Origin of the sequence: Paenarthrobacter aurescens (genome assembly GCF_025421775.1) — a bacterium.
In the GTDB taxonomy this organism is placed as follows: domain Bacteria; phylum Actinomycetota; class Actinomycetes; order Actinomycetales; family Micrococcaceae; genus Arthrobacter; species Arthrobacter aurescens_B.
Window position 1 is genome coordinate 359396 of sequence record NZ_JAOEFX010000002.1, and the last position, 18540, is coordinate 377935.

Sequence of the window (18540 nt, forward strand, 5' to 3'; positions counted from 1 at the left end):
GATCGGAACATCACTGTTACCCCCATTAGCAACAAAGCCATCAATCGATTCACCGGAGCTTAGTCCTATTGGGTGGCTTTTGTTAGGGGTGGCCGGGGGCCAGGGAGTTTCCGGCAAGCGGGTGACGCCGCAGTCCGCATGTTCATACCTGTGCATTTGGTTGCCACAAACGCACACCCCGCAAGAAACTCCTTGAGGAAACACACTCAATGAGGAGCCCCACTTGCACCCACAACCCATGGCCAGGCGTCTGGCAGCAATCGCCGCATCAGCGGCACTAACAGCAGCAGCGCTGGCAACCGGAATCGCAGCCAGCCCAAGCGCAACCGCCGCTGAACTACCACCCCCGCCCACCGGCGTCGTGTATGCCAGCGACGTTCCGTGGGCCAGCATGAGCAACGGTTGGGGACCGGCTGAACTGGACATGAGCAACGGAGGCCAGGCGCTGGGCGACGCCAACCGGAGGCCGCTGACCATCGGCGGCACTGTCTATCCCAAGGGCATTGGCACGCACGCGGTGTCGTCCATTTCCTACAACCTGGGCGGCCAATGCCGGCAGTTCCTGGCGCAGGTTGGCGTGGACGATACCCAAGGAGACCGCGGCCGCGTGGACTTCAAAGTCCTGGTGGACGGGGTGGAGCGGTTCGCGGGGGAGCGGAAAGGGACGGACGGTGCCCTGCCCGTCAACGTGAATCTGCTGGGCGGCACCACTCTGCAGCTCAAGGTGGAGACCGGCCCGGAAGGGAACGGCAACGACCACGCCGATTGGGCCGACGCCAAAATCAACTGCTCGGACGCCTACCTCGCAGCACCGCTCCGCGTCGAGGGCTCAGCCGGGACCAACCTCAACGGGCTGGTCCCCGGGACGCCAGCGACCGTCGTCGTGCGTGACCTTAAGCCGCTGAGTCCGGTCAGCCTGACCTTGCGCGGTGCCAACGTGGCCGACGCCGTTGCTGACGCCACCGGCGCGGCGACCATCACCTTTGTGGTGCCTACTGGAGCCGCGGGCGGGACTGCTGAACTGGTCGCCACCGGTACTGGGCCGTTCGATGTGGCCACCACGGGCAGGATCGGCGCGTTCGTTGTGCAGATCAGCGATGCGAAGTTCTACGTGGATTGCTCGGCCCCTGCTCCAGGTAATGGCAGCCAGGCAAACCCGTTCAACTCGATCGGCCAGGTGAACGGCCGCGGCGCGTTCAACGCCGGCGAGTCGATCCTTTTCCGGGCCGGCACTGACTGCACCGGCGCCCTCACGCCGGCTGGCACCGGCGTCGCAAACCATCCCATCACGCTCTCCTCCTACGGCGAGGGCGATAAGCCGACCATCAACGGCAACGGCGCGGTGGCAGCAATCCAGATCACCAACGCCAGCCACTGGACCGTCAGCGGATTGCGTGTGGTGAACCCGTCGGACACTCCGGTGCGCAGGGTCGGGATCCTCTTCGAGAACAGCGGAACGGCGCAGACTGCCGGAATTGTGGTGACGGGCAACCATGTGGAAGATGTGGCGGGCTGGCGCAACAAGGCCACGAACGGCGCTGGCTTTGCGCAGTCGGCCGGCATCATGGTGCGCACCTGGGGCAAGGGGTCCGTGGACGGCATCACCATCACCGACAACGAGGTCAACGACACCGCCGGTGGCGGCGTCAAGATCTCCGCGCCCGACACCACCGAGCGTTACAACACCAAGGTGTACGTTGCCCGGAACGAGATCCATGACGTGGGCGGCGACGCGATCGTGATCCATAACTCTGACGCGCCTCTGATCGAGCACAACAGGGGGCTCAACCTCGGCCAAGGCGCACACCCCTATGAGGGCGGCAACTTCGCGGGCATGTGGCCGTACAACTCCAAGAACCCGGTGTTCCAGTTCAACGTGGTGGGCAACAGCACCACCTCCACGTACGACTCCACCGCCTGGGACTGCGACATGAAGATCGTGGGAACCTGCCTGTTCCAGTACAACTACTCGTACGGGAACGCAGGCGGCTTCTACCTCAACTGCGTGTCCAACTGCGGCGGCGGCGCGACGGCGGCGAACGTGGTTCTGCGCTACAACATCGCCCAGGACGATTGCCGTCTGGGCGGCAGCAGCACCGGCACCGGCAAGCACTACATCTACAACAACACCTTCTACTGCCCGTCGCGTGTGTTTTTGGATGACATGACCGGCCCACGCGAGGTGCGGAACAACTTGTTTGTGGCCCCGGGTGGTTCGTTGAAGGCCGCGTCGGCTGTGTACTCGAACAACGCGTACTTTGGCGGGATCTTGCCGCCGGCTGGGGAGACTGGTTCGGTGCTGGGTGATCCTTTGTTGGTTGCGGGTGGTTCGGGGCAGACCACGTTGGACGTTCCCGGGTACCGGCTTGCTGGCGGGTCGCCGCTGCTGGGTGCCGGCACTGTAGTAGCCGACGACGGCGGCAGGGACTTCTTCGGCAACCCCACCACAGGTGCAGGTTCGGTTGGGGCACCGAACATCGGGGCCTACCAGGGGCCGGGTGCTGCCGTTGCTCCTTTGCCTTTTGCATCTTTGGTGAATCAAACCTCCGTGGCGAATACGGCCAACCCTCGGAACGGGGCCGTTAGTTCTGATCGGCGGACGTTCTCCGCGGAGGCGTTGGCTGCTGCCGGGCTTGTTTCCGGGGAGTCGTATTCTGCGTTTGGAGTGTCCTCCGTATGGCATCCGACGGCTGTGGGAACGCCTGACACTGTGAAGGCTGCGGGTCAGGAAGTAGCTCTTTCCGGCCGCGGGCGGACTCTGCTGGTGACGGGTTTCTCCACCGGCAACGTGTCCTCCGGGGTGGCGACGATTCACTTCACCAATGGGCAGAAACGCGACGTGGTGCTGTCGCTGCCGAACTGGCGCACCGGGGTTGCTTCGGATACCTCCGTGGTGGTGGCGTCCTCGGCCTATCACCAGCGGCACACGCAGGCTTACATCGGTGGGCCGTCGACGGTGGTGCGGGTTGATGAGCCGGCACGTATCTTTGCCACGAAGATCGACGTTCCACCCGCTTTTGAAGTGTCCAGCGTGACGTTGCCGCAGGGGAGTGCGCTGGTGAATGAGGGGCTGAACATTATGGGTATTGCCGTAGGAAATGTTCCGCCGGGGCTGAAGTAGGTTCCTGGTTGGTTGAAGGCCGAGTGTGGGATCCGCTGGAGGGGGCGGGTCCTACACTTGTTTAATCGTGGGGTGCTGGTGACGGTGGTGCCCGGAAGAGGCCATCAAGGATCCCTCGCGAACCCCTAGACGCGGCTAGCCGCCACTCATTTTGGGCTTTTCGCCACTTAGTTTCACTCTGGCAGCACCTAGTTCGGAGCGCTTCGCCACCTAGACGGGAAATGGCGGGTGCACGATGTGCGGGTCAACGAAGGCCGTTCTTCACTAGGAGCAAGCATGATGTCGGAGCACGCAAGCAGACATTTCGTGGCCTTCCGGCGCAAGCAGCTGGTGAAAATGGCCAATGAGTAAGGCCAAACAGTTCTCGCTGTGCCTGTCCTTGATTTTCGGCGCGGGCATTTCATCCGTGGGTCTGGTCCCTCCGCCGCTCGTATACCTTGTTGGCCTCCTTCTCATGTCTCTCCTCGTCGTTGCCACCACGTATTACGGGCGTTGGCGATGGGTTCCACTCGGGGTGGGGTCCGCACGCGCGGCCGCTTTGGGCTTGGGAAGCGTGGCGGCGATGAGTGCGGCATTAATTCTCAGGGGAGGCGAATGGAGTTTTGTTCTCATTCCCTTACTCAGCCTCGCAGGGACCGTTGGCATGTTCCACTGGCTCACCAGACACGGGCGCTTCGTGAGCTCAAAGGGAACGGACCTCGCCTGAGTGTGAGGTCCGGTTCAGACTGCCTTCGTCATTAATGTGCCCGCCGATGACGCGGCGCCCAATCGAAAGAGGGAATGATGAGCAAGGTTCCGCATCCACTGCAAGTTGCTGGGTTCTTCGCAATGGCCATCATCTTTGCGACCTGGCAGCCGTTTGTTTGGTGGCGAGGCATTGGGGTCGCCGTCATGCTTGTTTCCGGGCTGTATGGCTCGTACCTGTTATGGCGGAGCAAGCGCAAAGAGTCCAGCCAGGAGTCTAGCGAGCGTGAGTGACCGGGAAGATGACGATGGCCTGTGGACTAACGTCTGCAGGCCATTTCTTTAGTGGTCGGTGTTTTCGGCGGGGCGAAGGCGATTCTGCAAATCAGGGTCACCCGAGCCGGCCACGAAGCCGAAGTCGTAACCCCCATCATTGCGTCCGGGCTTGCGCTCCAGCTTCAGAAACGAAGTGGGCGTGATTAAGGCCTTCGCGATCCCGCTTTCACTGTCGAAGGTAAAGGAACCAAAGATGGTTGCGTCCTGTCGGTGCCTCAACAAGAGAGTTGTGTCCGGGCCATTCACTTCGCAAGAGACCGGGTGATACTCATCCATTGGGCGACCCCAGATGGGCAGCGCCAGTGGGAACGCGAGCTTCACGGATTCAGGAAAGGAAAAGGGGATCCGCTCAATAGTCAGACTGTAAGGCTCATCGACGCCGTCCGTCTGAATAGTGAGTGTGCGGTGGTCGAAGGTTTGGGTGCTCATGTCTATGAGGCGCGTGGCAGACCAAGTGAAGGCTCTCGGATTCACCGAGATTGCGTACCTCTCTACGTGGTTGCCGGTTTGGCACAACGCCATGGCGTCATAGGAGGTTCCGTCACCGGCACCCAAGGCTTTGCCGATTGCGATCGCCAGCTGCTCAGAGGAAGTGTCCACGCCTCATCCTCGCACGGGTGACGCTACTCGCTTAGGAGGGGTCGCCGTCGTCGTTGGTTAGCAGGAACTTGCGCAGAAGGTTCGCCAGCTGTGTCCGCTCAGTCTTGGACAGGCCGTCGAGCATCTTCTGCTGGTTCTCTACGTGGTGCTCCACCACGTCATCCACCAGGGCGAGTCCCTCTGGCGTGAGGCTGATGAGGAGTTGCCGGCGGTTCTCGGGGTTGGTCTCGCGATGAACCAGGCCGCGGTTTACTAGTCGGTCCACGCGGTTGGTCATGGCCGCTGAACCGATCATGGTGAGGCTGGCGAGTCGCCCCGGTGTTAGCGGCGCTTCGGCAGCCGACCGGCGCAGTGTTGCCAGGACGTCGAACTCCCACGGTTCCAGCCCGAACTGGTTCATGAATTTCTGAACGTCCAGTGAAGCGAGGCGACTCGCCCTGTTGAGCCGGCCCAGAACGCCCATGGAGCTGACGTCCACGTCGGGTCGCTCTTTGTTCCACTGCTCAAGAATCATGTCCACTGCGTCGCGGTCCATCGTCCTCCAATGCTTGACCTCAAACAGTACAGCACCTACATTGTCTTACATCAAATAGTTCGATGTCGAAATGTATGGAAGTGAAACATGAGTTCATCTGCAGCGGTAGCCAGCAGGGCGGGAGTTGGGCCGACCAAGGCGTCCCCTCGCGACCTCTTTATCACCGCCCTTGCCCCGATGGTCTGGGGTTCCACCTACCTTGTGACCACCGAGTTCCTCCCCGCCGATCGGCCACTCCTGGCAGCAACCGTGCGGGCCCTGCCAGCGGGTATCGTGCTCATGTTGGTCACCCGAACGTGGCCGCGGGGGAGCTGGTGGTTCAAGGTCGCAGCGCTGGGCGCGCTCAACATCGGACTGTTCTTCTTCCTGCTGTTTTTCACCGCGTATCAACTTCCGGGTGGGCTCGCAGCGCTGGTCATGTCCATCCAGCCCTTGTTTGTTCTCTTCCTCGGCGTGCTGTTGCTGGGGGAGAGGATCCGCAAGGCGCACATCATTGCCTGCGCGGTTGGAGCCGCGGGTGTCGGACTGCTCGTCCTGCGATCCGACGCGACGCTGACTTTTGTGGGTGTGCTCGCCGGGATGGCCGCGGCGCTGAGCATGGCGGCCGGCATAGTCCTCACCAAACGTTGGGGAAGGCCCGACGGCGTGGGGCTGCTTGGGTTTACCGGCCTGCAGTTAGCGATGGGTGGAGTCATGCTGCTGCCCGTGACGCTGGTTGTTGAAGGGCTGCCGGGAGCGGCTAATTTGCCTAACCTTGCGGGCTTTGCGTATTTGAGCGTGATCGGTGCTCTTGCTGCGTATGCGGTGTGGTTCCGGGGGATTCAACGGCTGCCGACGATGGTGGTGTCATTCCTGGGATTCCTGAGCCCGCTTGTGGCTACGGCGCTGGGGTTCGTGTTCCTGGGGGAGTCGTTGTCGGGGTGGCAGCTTGTGGGTGCGGTGCTGGTGCTCGGGGCGGTGTTTCTGGTGCAGCGGCCGGGGGCTGTTGTTGACGGAAAGTGACGTCAAAGAGGGAAGAGCTCAGCTGACGGGCGTGCAATTCTGACTCTTGTCCCGCAGGTGCCTTGAAGGAGGCTCGAATTTCAACGTCGCTGAAAATGCATGCGGTGTTGGATGGCAGTCCTAAAGCCGTATTCGGCAACCAGCGTTCATCGGTTGTCATAAATCGGGATTAAAACCTCACCGAGGTCCGCCTCCCCGTTGCTCTTTCCGCAGAACAGATCGAGGAGATCCTAAATCTCGCCTATGGTCAGCCTCGGACGTTTGCAGTCTTGGCCGTCCTCCTCCCTCATATCAACACCCGCAACGTCCATCATGTCGATCACGTGTATCCGCAAGCTCTGCTCTCAAGGAAGGAGTTGAGAGCGTCAGGATTTGAGAGGGACGATGTGGACCGTCTCCAAGGACTGCGGGATCTCCTCGCCAATCTTCAGCTTCTTGAGATGTCCGTGAATATTTCCAAGTCGGCTACGGTGCCAGCCACGTGGGCGGCATCGTTGTATCCCACTCCTGACCAATACACAGCGTACCTTGAGCGCAATGAGATTCCTTGGCTGCCTATGTCTCCGGATGAGTTTAGTGGGTTCTTCATTGATCGGCGCAAAGCGCTAGCATTGCGGATCCTGCGGCTTTTCGGGGTCGACGCTGCCCCAGACAACGAGAATGTAAGCTTGCCTGCCTCTGTTCCGGAGAAGATCGACGATGAACTTGCCGTCACAGGGGACGCCTGAAACTGCAAAGGCGGTGCCGGTCAATGCCCGGTCTGGCCGCACCAGCAGCGGCCTTTCTTGTTCTTCTGGAAGACGAGGACTCGTCCCTCTCTAGGAGAATGATGTCTTCGTAAGTCACCGTGGGTCAGTGAAGCAACGCCGGCCGCCCTCCGGAAGTAGTGTCTTGGCGTATGTGGAAGTCCGATTGGAATCTCGAATTCAGTGAGAAACCACTACTGAATCTGCTGGACTCCGAGGTCAGGCAAGGATCAGATCAGCCCATTCGGCGGCCAAAATCCGGTTGAAACGCTCGATCATGCCGTTGGGCCACGGGCAGTGAGGTATAAAGAACCGCTATTGCGCGCCGAACCGTGCTGCGGCGGCTCTGAAGTCTGTGGATTTCCTGTAGGCAGAGGCGTTGTCGGTGATGTTGCGTTCGATTTTCCCAAGGCCGGCCTTGAAGAACTCTCCGGCTCGAACGATGGAACCGGCGGCCGTTTCGCCCTTTCGTCCGGGTGGACTTCGGCGTAGACCAGGCGGCTGTGGTCATCGATCCGATGTCCCGCCCACGGAACTTTTTCGAGCGGCCATGGTCCCGTCAGCCCCCGCCCGTAGGGAGTCTCCTGAGTTTTTACGTCCACATGGGTCAACTCGCCAGGGTACTGGCGTTCAGAGCGGACCGCCGTTGCCCGCGTGGCCCGGATGAGCGGCCCGGTAACCGGGCCGGTCCGCAGTGAGCTCCGTCCTCGCCGCGATCATCGCACCCCCGCTATGTGCTGGTCGTGATCTGGGTCCCGTGAGGTTGACTGGATCTGTCGAGAAGATCGGACTCACCCAACGCGCGAAACTGATTCACCCGGTGGTGGGCGCCTTGCCGGGAAGCATCGAGTTCTTTCGCTACCTAGGCGACCTGCTGCTGAACACCAATGATCTTTTAACGAGAAGAGATCTACCATGAATGGTCCAGCAGGCATTTTGCGTGGCAAATGACACCTCCATAACCATGAAGATGTCAGATACCTCCACAAAGCCCGGGGGGTCCTGCTCACTTCAGGACCCAAGTCACCAACGTCATTGCCAAGAACAGCTAACTCCCTGTCTATTGCGATGTGACCAAAGGCAATACTGCACTTGTTGAGTACGTGGCACCATAGCCTGATTTTCTTACAGCCACTGTGACGGTCAAGCGTGAGCCAATATCTGATTCGCGAACAACATATTCGTCGCTGGTCGCTTCATCGATCCTGTCACCATTCCGCTTCCACTGAAAGCTCTGTTCGTGATCAGGTGAAGGGGTCAGTGCCTTTGCCTTCAACCGTGCCCCCACAACGGGACGACCGAAAATCAAGGGCTTTTCCGAAATCGCCTCAATCGATTGTCCTTGACTTAAGGTACGGAAAGTGGTCAAGAGTCTGTCAAGCCGCGACTTAGTGTCTTCGCTAGTCGAAGCTATAAGAACAAGATCTAAATGAACTTTTGTCCAGTCCGATTCGATCTTATCTCTCACAGGTGGCACGGCATCATCCGTCCTCGAGGCAATCGCATCGAGAACGCGGAGGGAATACCGCAGGTATGCCATCCATGTCACAACATTATTGGGGTCACTGATAGCAGCCTCATTAAAAGCTGAGAAGGCATCTTCATAATATTTCTGCCCAGCAACCAGATCATTTGCTATATTCTGTGCGGCGCGAGCCAGTAGAACTGTGCCGAGAGTGGTGTTGGAATATGTGTCATTTGTTATAGACACTGCGCGTCTTGCAAAAGATTCAGCACGGGCTGACGCAGCGGGGTCCTTCCAGCCTGCCTCTCGGTTGGCGATTGCGCGTTGCTCCCAGAATCGTCCGCTCCAGTCGCCGAATGTTGATTCCAACGATCCATACCAGTTGTCCAAGGCTTGGTCGGGAAAGATTGCTGATAAATATTTATAGCTCATCATAGATCCGACGAGCGTATCGGGCGCATTTCTTTCTCTATTACTCTTTTGACTTATTCGCGGTCGAAGTCTGGTGATTCCTTGGGCGAGAACTGCCAGGGCTTTCTTGCTGCCAAGATGGTTAATGAGGGGCTCGAGCGCAAGCCACCTTTGTCTTGATCCTATCTGGTGACCGTCTGCGGTGAACAAAGCTCCAAGGCTTGTCGATCCATGGAGACGCCGAAGGATCTCCTCTGGGCGTGTGGCGGTCATGCGTCCTACGTCGACAACGCTAATGCGGCGGGCAAGCCTAAACGCCATGGAGCAGAAGAATGCAATCTCAACGTCAGTTTCGGATGTAAGGGCTCTAACGGCCTCCCCTACACGGCGACCGAATCCGGGGGCTTGCTCCAGCCCGGCCATTTGGGAGAATATTTCCTGATTTCTGAAGTAACTAATTTGACGCTGCTTCCCGCCTTTCTCCTTCGAAAGCGGCTCGAGCTGACCGAGACGAGCTGCTTCTTGAAGCCTAGCAACGAGGCTTGATGCATCATTCACTGTAAGGCGGCGAGATATTGTGCGAATGATGCCACCGGAGAGGAGTGAACCTGGGATATGTCCAATGATTTTATCAGTGTTTTCTGTAAGGTCAACGGCCAAACATGAAACAGACATTTTGGCTGACTTTGAGGCACTAATAATCTCGGCAACATCCTTTGCGAAGTCTGCAACCCCGTCAAACACAAGTAGAACAGCTTTCCCATCCGAGGCATATTGGAGAATTGCTTCTTGATCAGGGAGTTCATCGGCGGTGAAGAGGAAGACCCGCCAGTGGGCTCGCCGGAACGCAAAAGCAATTTGTAATAACCCCGTGCTCCGACCAGAGAGGCGGTCTCCTACGTAGATCATGATGCTGCTGGAGTTGGTCGAGAGGAATTTTCCGACCTGATTGCAGCCTGTCCGGCTCCAATCCATCAGTGCGGGCACTCCCTGGACAACATCAGACCATCGGGGGTCGTCCCCGCCCAGGTAGTCATGGGAAACTGGTACTTTTCCTGGCGAATCAATTTTGAGCTCGCGGAATTGTCGGCTGAGGCGAAGGGCGTACTCTTCTGGGCTCGTCGGCGCTTCTTGGAGATTCATGCCAGTGAGTTCTGCCCATACATCTAGGAAGTCCTCGGCTGTGGCCCGAACCGGGATAAGACGCCACGACCTAAGGTCTTCTTCCAATCCAGGTGATATGTCGGGGCTCACATAGAAACTCGGAGCATCGTGTTCCGGGCGGCGGCGGAGAATCGCTTCAAGATCGGGTTCGTCTCGGAGTCTTGCACCTACTACTACAAATGGGTTAACGCCATATTGGTCACGAAATACTAGAGGCCACGTTGCGCGTGAGATTGTGGACTCATAGTATTCCGTAAGTGAAAATACCAAGTCTCGTGCTCTAATATCATGCACATGACCATGAAGATGTATTACTTTTAGTGATTTGCTATCGGTTACTACACCATCCCACGAGCAGCTCTCTAACGGTCTTGATGCTTCCGTCTTGATTGAATTGTAAGAGCTTTCAAATGCATCATCAATATTTAGGGTCCAAACCTTCTCCCATGGAAAGCGAGCGTATTGTTTCATCCACGCCGGTGGGATGGCATCCGAGAAACGAGATCTCAGCCACCTGTACACCGCATCGTTCCCGTGCTTGACAACTGCTCGGTCGTAAATCCTCCACAATAGGTCGCCGTCTTCTAGATGCACGCCGAAGACGTCGGCGAGCTCTTCAGCGAGCTGCTGGCCTCCCGGTAGGCCTCTCCCGTCCGCAGAGGTTGTGCCAAAACTCACCCCGGCTCCCAGCAGTAGGTGGTATCGGCTGCTTCTTGCTGCCAATCTGAGCGCAGCCAGTTCGGACTCGGTGAGTTTCGTGCTCATAACGGTGCTGTTCTCCCTTGACGAATCCATGCCCAGACTGTGTTCTCGTATTTAATAACACGTCTGCTTAGACATGCAGCCTAATATCAAACGCGTCGGGCACCTGGGCTACGATGACTGACTCCTGTATGATGACTGACTCCTGTATGTTGTCAGGGCGGCGTCGAAGTCATACAAACTACATGGCAGGTTGACGGCTCCGATTGATGGCGTAAGTTATCGCTTTCCCGTCAGTACCGAATACCCTGGCCCAGTGGATACATTCATTGGGGGGACCGCCGGAACCAGCCTTCCGGAAGGGCTGTACGAACTTCTTCACACAACCGAAGTCGCAGCCAATCTCGAACTGGTGCCGGAGCTCCAAGCCTCAGTGACCAGCGTCGACGAGAACGACACACCGGACATACTCTCCCGTCACGTCGCCGATGCCGTTCGAAACGCGCTTGCGGACGCGAAGCCCGAAGATCGGGTTGCCCTGGCCAACCGCTTGCTCGCCGAGATCCAAACGAACAATCAGATCACTCCGGGCCCCCGGCAATTGCTCTCGTTGCATCGACCTGATGCATTGAAAAGACGACAGCTTCGACGCCCCAGCACCAAGCTCAGTGATTCGGCACTTCTCACAAATAACAGGGACGAGCCGAATCTGGCCGCCGAGCTCCGAACGGAAATTGAGTCAGCCAACACCGTCGATCTCCTCTGCGCGTTCGTGCGGTGGACCGGTCTCCGGCTTCTTGAACCAGCGCTGGAACAACTTCGTGAGCGTGGTGTGAAATTCAGAGTCATCACCACTACGTATATGGGCGCCACTGAACGTCGGGCCATTGATGAACTAGTACGCCGCTACGACGCCGAAGTAAAAATCAGCTACGAAACCCAAGCCACCCGGCTCCACGCAAAGGCCTGGCTGTTCCGGCGGAACACGGGCTTTGACACTGCGTACGTGGGCAGCTCCAATCTCAGCCAGGCAGCGCTTCTGGATGGCCTTGAATGGAATGTGCGACTTAGTTCTGTGGCGACGCCGGACCTGCTCAAGAAGTTCGAGGTTACGTTCGATAGTTACTGGGAACAACGGGCATTTCAGAGTTACGATCCCGATCGTGACGGCGACAAGCTCGACGCCGCCCTTGAACGCAATGGCGGCAAGCGAACCTCTGCGCCGGATGCTGTCACGGGTCTCGAAATTGTCCCTTTCCTTCATCAAGAGGAAATGCTTGAGGACCTCGAAGCCGAGCGTTCCAAAGGATTTAACAGGAATCTCCTAGTGGCCGCCACCGGCACCGGAAAAACGGTCATAGCAGCTCTCGACTACAAGCGGCTCTCTGAAGCGGCAGGAAGGCCCTTGATGCTGCTTTTCGTTGCACATCGACAGGAGATCCTGAAACAGTCGCTTCGCGCGTACCGGAACGTACTGCAGAATGGCGCGTTTGGAGAACTCTACGTTGGTGACCACAAGCCAAAGTACTGGAACCATGTCTTCGCCTCAGTGCAGTCGCTTGCGTCGCGTGGCGTGCAGACGCTTGAGCCCGATCAATTCGACATAGTGGTCATTGATGAGTTCCACCACGCCATGGCGCCCACGTATCGCCAACTCCTCGATCATTTGAAACCTCAGCAGTTCGTCGGGCTAACTGCTACTCCAGAACGCGGCGACGGCGGCAACGTCGCCAATGAGTACTTCGGTGGTCGCACTGCAAGCGAGCTTCGTCTTTGGGATGCCTTGGACGCTGACCTCCTTGTACCATTCCACTACTTCGGCGTCTCTGACGACGTAGATCTAAGCCAACTGGAATGGAAACGCGGTAACTACGAAACCGCCCAATTGGATCGTTTGTACACGGGCAATGATGCCCGGGCCGCTAAGGTCATCCGCGAGCTCCGAGACAAAGTCACTGGGACCGAACACATGCGCGCCCTGGGCTTCTGCGTTTCGGTCCAGCACGCCCACTACATGGCAACTGTGTTTAATTCGGCCGGTATTGCATCAGTAGCCGTGGACGGTGGCACTGATGAGGCCGAAAGAGCACGCGCCCTTGACCAGCTTCGAAACCGGGAGATCAACTGCATTTTTGCCGTGGATCTGTTCAATGAAGGACTGGATATCCCGCAGGTGGACACGATTTTGATGTTGCGGCCCACGCAGAGCGCAACGATCTTCTTACAACAACTTGGACGTGGCTTACGCCGAGCAGATGACAAAGCTGTTCTAACCGTTCTGGATTTCATTGGTCAACAGCACCGTGAATTCCGGTTTGATCTTCGTTATCGGGCTCTGACGGGGTACGGGAGGACGGAATTGAAGAAAGCAGTGGAGGACGAGTTTCCGTTCCTGCCGTCGGGCTCACAGATCGTGCTCGATCGGGTGGCGCAGAAAGTGGTCCTGGACAACATAAAGATGCAACTGCGTTTCAACCGCGCACAGTTGGTTCGTGACATAGCCTCATATGCGGAAACCGAGTTGGCCGCGTATTTACGAGAATCGGGCAGCGACCTGAAGTCCATCTACCGGTCAACCCGCGATTCATGGACGAGCTACCTCCGGCAAGCGCAATTGATTGATGGCTTCTCGGGTCTTGAAGCCGCGCTTAAGGGAGCACATCACCACCGTTCGGATACGGAAGAGAAGAGACTCCTGGGACGCATGGCAGCTCTCATTCACGTTGATGATCCAGAGCGAGCAGAGGCCTACACCATGCTTGTGCGAGCGGATGCGCCCCGCTACGTGGACCTGGGACCACGGGAACAGACATTCGCGCGTATGTTGTTCTACACGCTTTGGGACGACGGTGGCGATTTCAAAACGTACGACGACGGTTTTGACCACCTGCGCAGCTACCCGTTCGTGTGCAGCGAGATCAGGCAGATTGTCAGCCTGGGAGCTGCGGCATCGAGACACGCTGCTAAGGGTCTCGGTGCCGGGCTCCAACACATTCCGCTTCTTTCCCATGCAACATACAGACGCGAGGAGGTTCTCGCCGCGCTTGGATATGGTTCGATCGAACGCGGGAAGAATGTGCAACATCGCGAGGGGGTCGCATGGTGTCCAGATACGGCGACTGACGCCTTCTTTGTCACGCTTAACAAGGACGACAAGAAACACTCCGCGACCACCATGTACAGGGACTACGCCATCAGCCCGGACCTGTTCCATTGGGAATCGCAGAACAACACGTCGCGCTCCAGCCCGGTTGGTAGGCGCTACTTGAACCGAAAAGCCAACGGCTCGCGAATCCTGCTGTTTACCCGAGAGGCCGCTGAGGATGAAACTGGTTTAACGGTTCCTTACACATGTCTAGGGCAGGTGGACTACGTCCAGCATTCGGGGGAGAAGCCGATTGCGATCACGTGGAAGCTGCATCGCGCGATGCCGGCCGACGTGTTCGCGACTGCTGCGGCCGTGGCTCACTGACATGGTAAGCCGTAGAGCTCTGGAATTTTCGAAAACTGGCTGTGAGCCAGAGTGCCCGATCTTGCGACTTATAATCGTGAGGTCGGGAGATCGAGCCTCCCCACCGCTACATAGCAAGACCCCTGAAATCCTTGTGATTTCAGGGGTCTTCTGCTTCTCCGAGAAAAAATCTTGACAAAGCAGGCTACCTAGCATTCTCGCAGATTCCATCCACTTCGCCCGAACATGGCTACAAAATGGCTACAGCCCGGACCCGTTCGAGGACGCAGGGGCAATCAGCTGAACGGTGCTTGGGCGGGGCGTTTTCGCAGGCCTCAGCATGAGTGCTTGAATTGGGTCCGGGGTAGGCAGGCGGCGGCCCTTGGGGACCACCCCAGTCGGAATATGACAGCGCGAACCTTGGTCGCGCAGCGAAAGGCAGTAACCTTCATGGCCAACGAGGAACTACAGCAACGTGAGTACCTGTCCACTGGATCGTTGAAGGGCGATTCATTCGGACGCTACGAGTCCCTAAACCTAGGCGCGACCAACCTGACTGCCTTGGTAGCCGCCGGACTCGTGGAGCAGTTGCCAGCAGAGTTCCGGTTCGCGTGTTCGGTGTACAAGCGGCCAGCAAGGGTGGCCAGCCTTAAGCCAGACCAGATCATTATGGAGAGGATTGGTTCCGATGTCCGTGTTGTGGCCGTCCACGAACACAAGCCTGATGGAGCGTTCACCGGAAAGACTGGGCTGACCAAGCTGCTGGGTGCGCAAGAACAGGCCCTGGTCTCAGCTGACGCTCTTGGTGCCAAGATCGCCGCGTGCAGTGACGGGACAGTGACGACCTATGTAGATGTCGAAGCGAGCGTATCCGCCCAAGCCATCGTGCTCTACGAGGGCACGCTGTCGCAGTTCACGGATGCCGAGATCGACAAGATCCGTGCTCGCCAGCAGCCCAACGGTAAGGATCCAGCCGAGCTTGCGGAGAGTGTTTGGCAGCTCATTTGGCACGCATCGAAAGCTGAGCCTAAAGAGTGCTTGCTGACGTTCGTCGAGCTGTTTGTCCTGAAGTTCCTCAGCGACAACCTTCCCCTGCAGGTCCTGCCAAAGGACTACTCATTTGCCAAGCTGATGGAAGACCCAGCGACGTTCAAAACGTCGACTGGTGTCACTCAGATCGAGTACTACATTCGAACCATTCGACCGAAGATCAAGTCCATCTTCCCCGATAACACTTTCTCCAAGGACAGTGTTCTCAAGGAGATCTTTGGACAGGCCGGTACTGTCTCCAAGACTTCGATCATCAATGGTTTCGTCTTCCTGAAGAGCGGCGACAAGAGCGCGGATTCCTGGAACTCGACATTTGTGGCAATCCTGAATCGCTTCAAGGAATTCGGCGTGCTTACCAACATCGACCCCGAGTTCAAGCTGAGGCTCTACGAGACGTTCCTCAAGAAGTCAGCCCGACAGCAGCAGCTTGGCCAGTTCTTCACACCAAGGAACATAGTCAAGCCAATTGTTGATATGAGTCAGATGGCCAAACTCCCTGACGGGGCGGTTGTACTGGACCCAGCAGCTGGGGTTGGTGGGTTCGTCCTCGAGCCCCTCCTCTGGAGCTCAGCCCTGGCAGGGAACATTAAGCTGAAAAACGGGGAACACTCACGGCGGGTTACCACCGTGGGCGTTGATGTGGACGCTGACCTGCACATTCTCGCCAAGGCGAACATGCTTCTGCACCTCGCAGAACAAGTTCGTGATCCTTCGGTAAGCATGCAGGCACTGAACACTGCAATGGCGGACACGTTTGTTCTGATGGATGAGAACAAGACGCTCGGTTCGCTGCTGCACCCGCCCCGAAACGCAGCAGACCTGATCCTCACAAACCCTCCGTATGTGACGCGGGGCAGCGCGATCTACAGGGATACGCTGAAGTCGATCTCGGGCAAGAAAAACGGTGAACTCCTCAAGGACTACTACAGCCGCTCAGGGCTGGGGCTGGAAGGGCTCTTCCTGCGGTATATCTCTGGGGCGCTGAAGCCCGGAGGGCGGGCCTTCGTGATCGTTCCCCAAGGGATGCTGAATCGGACTGAAATCAGTCTGAAGTCTCAAGTACTGCAAGAGTGCAACCTGATCGCATCTCTACAGCTTCCACGGAATGCGTTCTTCAACACGTCTCAAAGCACCTACCTGTTGGTCATCGAGAAGCGATTCACTCCGCAAGATGAGCGACCCAAGGTTTTCTGCGCGATTGTCCGATCCATTGGTGAGTCCTTGGACGCCAGGCGGCTTCCAACGCCGAGTGACAACGATCTCGCAGACATCTCGAAGATTTTCATCGATTGGACGAACGAAAAGCAACAGAGCGTCTCCCCGGTAGTGAAGTGGGCGCTTGCGTCGGAGTTCTCCGCGGAGAGCCGGTGGGATGTCACGCGGTTCTGGAATGACGCGGAACTCGTGAAGATCGGAGAAGCCGCCGCGCCAGTCGCCCGAGAAAACTACCTCACGGAGACGAAGGTGACGCTGGAGGAGTTGCTGCAGGACCTAACTGACACTCAGGCGGAGCTGGATGACCTGATGCGGGGAGAGCACATCTCGTTACCTTTGTCAGACAAGGCGGGACACTTCGTCGTCAGGTCCGGCACCAGAATAAAGACCGTCGAGATCATGCAAAATCCTCCTCTCGACGAAGGGGACCGGGTCACGGTTTATTCCTGCTTCAAGAACGAGAAGACGACTAAGGGGGACGTGTCCAAGAAGTACTTGGAGTCGCGTACCGTGAAGCGGCGCAATCCGGAGACTAAGAAGTTCGAGCCGCAGCCCGAGTTCTACGTTGAAGAAAACCGAATCGTGACAGTCAACGCTAATGGTTCTGTCGGCTGGGTTTTTGTTCGAGAGCCCGGCTGTCTGATCACGGACGATGTGATCGCGGTGGAACCCGTCGTGGAAGGTATCTCCCTCGATTACCTGGCGCTGGCACTACAGAAGGCAGCGTCCTCAGGTGGCTTCATCTATGAGGCGAAGTTGTTCGCGGCGAGAGTCAAAGAACTTACCGTGGAAATTCCTGTAGACGAGAACGGTGATCATGACATGGAGCAGCAACAGAAGATTGCTGCTGCCACGCGGCGGTTCCAGCTGCTAACCACTCGCATTGCTGACCTTGGGCGCACTGCGGCTACGAGCCGGTTCGTATAGTCGGCAACAGGCACCCTTTTGACTGTAGAGGTCCCCGCAAAATTCGGGGGCCTCTTACGCTATTTGGCTAGGTAGCGGTACAGGGTAGCTACGGAGACGCCCAACGCATCCGCGATCTCCTTGGGACTCATAACGCCAGCTCCGTGCAGCTGCTTTGCCCTGGTCACCTTTGAGCTATCCAGCAGCTGAGGACGGCCACCTACGCGCCCACGCGCGCGCGCTGCTGCCAGGCCTGCATGAGTCCGCTCAAGGATCAGGTCACGCTCGTATTCAGCTAGTGCTCCGAAGATGCCCAGCATCAGCTTGGCCTGCGCCCTGTTTCCATCCGTGCTAAGCATGGGGTTGTCTAACACCCGCACGGCAATCCCTTGGTCTCCCAGCTCTTGGAATAGCTGCACGAGATTTCCTAGTGACCGCCCCAATCGGTCCAGCTTGGCGACTACCAAGGTGTCACCTTCCCGCAACGACTCCAGGCACTTATCAAAGCCCGGACGTTTGGCTTTTGCACCACTCACACCGTGATCCTGGAAAAGATGCCGAGCGTCGTCGTTCACTCCTGCAGCGATCAGCGCATCTCGTTGACCGTCCGTGTTCTGGTCGGCCGTACTAACCCGCATGTAGCCAACTAGTGCCATTCCCGGACCCTCCCTCTTTCTCACTTACTCGACTCTGTAGGTAGTTTTGAGAACTAGATTATGAGAAGAGTTTTGAGAATGCAACTGTCCGGAATCTCGCGGGCAATTACGTGTTCCTGGCTCGAGGTGCAACGCATCAATAAACGATCGTTTTCGAGAACGGGCAGGAGTTGCGAGAAGGTCGCCAGTGACTGGTTCAGGATTAAATGAAGTCAACCTACCCGCCTAAGCTGGGACAGTGAAAATTATTGAAAAGATGGGCGGATGGGTATGGGTAATACCATTCGGCTTGGCTCTCGTCTGCTTCTTCGCCTTAGCTGCGACCGGTCCTCACCAGTGGGGAGACGTCCCGACGTGGGTGGCCACCGTAGGAACTCTAGGATCGTTCTGGGTAGCCCTTGCAATTTACTACGGGACTACTGTGGACAAGCGATACGCCCCTGCCCGTCTCGTTTCCGTTTACACGGTTTGGAGTAAGCCTGTAAACAGGAGTCAA

10 protein-coding genes and 1 pseudogene are annotated in these 18540 nt (G+C 57.7%); 6 read left to right on the forward strand and 5 right to left on the reverse strand.

The genetic code is table 11. The features are described from left to right. The first annotated feature begins 223 nt into the window (after positions 1-223). Both N7568_RS05015 and N7568_RS05020 read left to right on the forward strand, forming a co-directional pair. Entirely contained in the window at positions 224-3121 is a 2898-nt protein-coding gene (locus N7568_RS05015; protein ID WP_261608799.1) for an NPCBM/NEW2 domain-containing protein, read from the forward strand. Positions 3122-3464: 343 nt separating this feature from the next. Further along, positions 3465-3827, forward strand: coding sequence for a hypothetical protein (locus N7568_RS05020; protein ID WP_261608800.1), 363 nt, complete (start codon positions 3465-3467; stop codon positions 3825-3827). Between the two features lie 320 nt (positions 3828-4147). Here the strand turns inward: N7568_RS05020 and N7568_RS05025 are convergent, their stop codons facing one another. Further along, positions 4148-4741: a hypothetical protein gene (locus tag N7568_RS05025; RefSeq protein WP_261608801.1), complete on the reverse strand. Its 594-nt coding sequence runs from the start codon at positions 4739-4741 to the stop codon at positions 4148-4150. A 31-nt stretch (positions 4742-4772) separates the two neighbouring features. After that, complete coding sequence (locus N7568_RS05030) at positions 4773-5276, reverse strand: MarR family winged helix-turn-helix transcriptional regulator (RefSeq protein ID WP_261608802.1); 504 nt, start codon at positions 5274-5276, stop codon at positions 4773-4775. Between the two features lie 87 nt (positions 5277-5363). On the opposite strand from N7568_RS05030, the gene N7568_RS05035 reads away from it, so the two are divergent. Then, entirely contained in the window at positions 5364-6278 is a 915-nt protein-coding gene (locus tag N7568_RS05035) for an EamA family transporter (RefSeq protein WP_261608803.1), read from the forward strand. Between the two features lie 386 nt (positions 6279-6664). Beyond that, positions 6665-7006 carry a hypothetical protein gene (locus N7568_RS05040; RefSeq protein WP_439898959.1) on the forward strand — a complete coding sequence of 114 codons (342 nt, stop codon included), beginning with the start codon at positions 6665-6667 and terminating at the stop codon, positions 7004-7006. 336 nt (positions 7007-7342) lie between these two features. On the opposite strand, the pseudogene N7568_RS28655 reads toward N7568_RS05040, so the two are convergent. Then, positions 7343-7707 (reverse strand): annotated as a pseudogene (locus tag N7568_RS28655) (IS481 family transposase); the annotation flags it as partial. A gap of 377 nt (positions 7708-8084) precedes the next feature. Further along, entirely contained in the window at positions 8085-10859 is a 2775-nt protein-coding gene (locus N7568_RS05045) for an SIR2 family protein (RefSeq protein WP_261608805.1), read from the reverse strand. A gap of 223 nt (positions 10860-11082) precedes the next feature. Here N7568_RS05045 and N7568_RS05050 point away from each other — a divergent pair, with 223 nt between their 5' ends. Both N7568_RS05050 and N7568_RS05055 read left to right on the forward strand, forming a co-directional pair. Further along, complete coding sequence (locus N7568_RS05050) at positions 11083-14238, forward strand: DUF3427 domain-containing protein (RefSeq protein ID WP_261608806.1); 3156 nt, start codon at positions 11083-11085, stop codon at positions 14236-14238. A gap of 429 nt (positions 14239-14667) precedes the next feature. Then, the gene (locus N7568_RS05055) at positions 14668-17409 is read left to right on the forward strand and encodes an N-6 DNA methylase (RefSeq protein WP_261608807.1); all 2742 of its coding nucleotides are present in this window, start codon (positions 14668-14670) and stop codon (positions 17407-17409) included. A gap of 59 nt (positions 17410-17468) precedes the next feature. Here N7568_RS05055 and N7568_RS05060 read toward each other — a convergent pair whose 3' ends face one another. Then, on the reverse strand, positions 17469-18044 hold the full coding sequence (locus N7568_RS05060; RefSeq protein WP_306422593.1) for a recombinase family protein: 576 nt from the start codon (positions 18042-18044) through the stop codon (positions 17469-17471). Between the last annotated feature and the right edge of the window lie 496 nt (positions 18045-18540).

Bases quoted from the DNA above. Each gene is read 5' to 3' on its own strand.
- N7568_RS05020 (WP_261608800.1), top strand. From the start codon at position 3,465: ATGAGTAAGGCCAAACAGTTCTCGCTGTGCCTGTCCTTGATTTTCGGC.
- N7568_RS05035 (WP_261608803.1), top strand. From the start codon at position 5,364: ATGAGTTCATCTGCAGCGGTAGCCAGCAGGGCGGGAGTTGGGCCGACC.
- N7568_RS05030 (WP_261608802.1), bottom strand. From the start codon at position 5,276: ATGGACCGCGACGCAGTGGACATGATTCTTGAGCAGTGGAACAAAGAG.
- N7568_RS05055 (WP_261608807.1), top strand. From the start codon at position 14,668: ATGGCCAACGAGGAACTACAGCAACGTGAGTACCTGTCCACTGGATCG.
- N7568_RS05045 (WP_261608805.1), bottom strand. From the start codon at position 10,859: ATGGATTCGTCAAGGGAGAACAGCACCGTTATGAGCACGAAACTCACC.
- N7568_RS05060 (WP_306422593.1), bottom strand. From the start codon at position 18,044: ATGGCACTAGTTGGCTACATGCGGGTTAGTACGGCCGACCAGAACACG.